At 59.7% G+C, this 2,673-nt stretch carries 3 protein-coding genes; 1 reads left to right on the forward strand and 2 read right to left on the reverse strand.

Going from position 1 to position 2,673, the window contains the following annotated elements:
- On the reverse strand, positions 1-380 hold a 380-nt coding region (locus tag E8A46_RS17705; protein ID WP_291563420.1), incomplete at its 3' end, for a DUF892 family protein.
- 177 nt (positions 381-557) lie between these two features.
- Positions 558-1,415: a hypothetical protein gene (locus tag E8A46_RS17710; protein WP_291563415.1), complete on the reverse strand. Its 858-nt coding sequence runs from the start codon at positions 1,413-1,415 to the stop codon at positions 558-560.
- Positions 1,416-1,967: 552 nt separating this feature from the next.
- Between E8A46_RS17710 and E8A46_RS17715 the strand changes: the two genes are divergently transcribed.
- A partial coding sequence (locus E8A46_RS17715; RefSeq protein ID WP_291563418.1) for a hypothetical protein occupies positions 1,968-2,673 on the forward strand: 706 nt, incomplete at its 3' end.

Genomic DNA, 2,673 nt, shown 5'->3' on the forward strand with positions numbered 1-2,673 from the left:
GACATCTCGTAGTGCTCGACGGCCTGCGCCGCAGCGAGAAGGCCGGCGTCGAGCGCGGGCATTCCCTTGTAGTCTTTCATGATCTCGGCACCTTCGTCGATGATACCGAGAATGGCATCGCATGTCTTGGCGCGGGCAGGCTTGCCGAGGATGCCGAATATCTGTTGAAGCCGTTTGACCTGGCCGCGGGTTTCCCTCTCGTGCTTGACGAACGCCGCCTTCAAATCTTTCGACTGCGCGGCCTTGGCCATTTTCGGCAGCGTCTTGAGAATTTTGTTTTCGGCGAAGTAAACGTCCTTAAGCGTGTCATGGAACAGATCGCTCAGCAGTTTCGGTTTTTTGGCCACGGGGTATCTCCAGAGCTGTTTGAAAATGGACACAGAAGATGCAGTAGTGGGCCGATCACGGTCCCGCGTGTCATAGATCCCCGCCTCGGCGGGGATTGCTTTCGGCTGTGCGTTCAACGCAGCAACAAGATCAGGATGATCAGGGGAATTGGAATGCCGACCAACCAGAGGAGAATGGGCATGTGGTTTTCCTTTCAATCCTTGAGGTAATTATCGGGTAGGTCTGCGACGCCATGTGCCGTCGCGGAGGCCGCCGCCTTCGGTCGCGGCTAGACTGGCGCAAAACGCTCCAATGAGCAGTGATGCGGTCAGCCAGAACGCGAGTTGAGCGGCTGCCTTGCGGGCCGCATCCATATCGGCCTTCGCCTGTGTCACGACGTCATTTGCGCGCTTATCGGCGTCTGCCTGGCTGAGGCCGGTTCGCGCAGCGACTACTTTAGAAACATATGCCCGGTCGGCCGGCTTCAAATCGCCGCCATTGCGCAGGCTGGAGGTAAACAGCCGAACCATTTCGCCGCGCGAGTCGGATGCATTGCCGGAATTTTGGCCGGTGCTTTGCGCGGCGGGCGCGTCAGACCGCAGAAGCGTATCGACGTAACCGTCCATCGGTCCCGTCCGACTGGCGGATGAGACCGCGCCTTGCGTGACGCCAGCGGAGGTACCCCCCAAAAGGTTTGAGGCGGGCGACGCCAGCAAGACGGCTCCCAACACGGTCGCAAGTGCCCAGGCTACGAAGCCATGCGCGGTATCGCGGAAATACACCTCGTCGCTGTGAACGCCAATCCATCGCGAGCGCAGGCGGCCGGCGATATAGCCGCCGATTGAGGACGACAGCATCGCGATGACCACGAGATAGAGTCCGGTGCCGATCTTGAAGGTCGTAGCCGAAACGCCCGAACCGCCCCACGGCGAAACAACGGAGAGACCGAGCCCAATGCCAAACGCGAGAACAACAAGTGTCAAAGCGCAGCTGACGATGGCACCAGCGACGACGGCGGCCCAGGAAACGCCTGCGACAGAGGGTTCCCCAGTCTCTGCCCCGGGTTGAATGACGACAGTATCGATCATGATGTGCTCTCAGCTCTATCGCGGACATTCGGGCCGCGTGCCACATTAATCAGCACACGGAACAAAGGTTCCGACTGTTATTTCACCCGTCAAACACCGGAGTGGCTAATTTGCCGGTTAACGTTTCCAAGAGGTGAGCAATATTGACCAGGATGGCGGCTGAAGGACATTGCAGACTGCAGTCATCACCGTCCCGTGTCTGTCCTTCTCGGTGGCATAGACCACAGACAGGCTAATCAATGGCGTGCAATGATTGTGCATCGATTGTCCAGGACGATGCACGATGTCGGATTCAGAATACTCGCGAAAGCGTGAGCTGGAATGTATGCGTCTGGCGTCAGATTTGACGCAATCGGCGAGCAACAATGTAAGCCCTGCTTTGCGATCGCATTTCCTTCGGATGGCCAGGGTTTGGACCAGTCTGGCGGAATCTGGACCTGACGCGCATACTGCGACAAGGCATTGAACAGCGGCCCCGGCAAGCCCGGTCTTCGGTCCGGCGGCTCGGCGCTGTGTCGTGCCGCTGCCTTTTGTATGGCTTTGCCAGGCTTGATGCCTGCGGTTAGTGCTCCCGCTTACGCCGGCACCGTGCTCCAGGAGCATCAGCTTTCGATGCACTTTACCTGGATCGCTTGCGAACCGAATTGCCGCGGCTGGATCGGCGCGGTCGGAATCGTCACCGGCGACACCCCGAGAAATTTCGACGAATTCGCCCGTGGCCGCGATCTCGGCGGCGCGACCATCGTGCTGGAGTCCAACGGCGGCTCGGTCAATGACGCCATCGCGCTCGGTCGGCGTTGGCGAACGATCGGCCTTCGTACGACGGTCGGCTCCAGCATTGAGGCGCATACCGCTTCGGGCGAATCCACCAGCGTGGCGCCGCAGGCCTCGTGCGAATCCACGTGCGTGTATCTGCTACTGTCGGGCAAGGTTCGGTACGTGCCAAAACAAGCGCATGTCCGGGTCCATCAGATCTGGATGAGCGACCGGACCGAGGACGCCAAGGCTTCGACCTACACCGCACAGGACATGATGATCGCCGAGCGCGATATCGGTCGGCTCGCGAAATACACATTCGATATGGGCGGGAGCGGCGATTTGCTTTCGCTGTCGCTGAATGTGCCACCGTGGGAAGACCTGCATGAATTGCCGCCGCAGGAACTGCAGATGACGAATCTCGCCACCACGGATACCGTCGCCGACGTACTGCCGGAGAGCAGTGTGATCGATCCGGCCCTTGCGTCGCTGACGCCGAAGT

This window comes from Bradyrhizobium sp., from assembly GCF_004799445.1.
Lineage (GTDB): Bacteria > Pseudomonadota > Alphaproteobacteria > Rhizobiales > Xanthobacteraceae > Bradyrhizobium.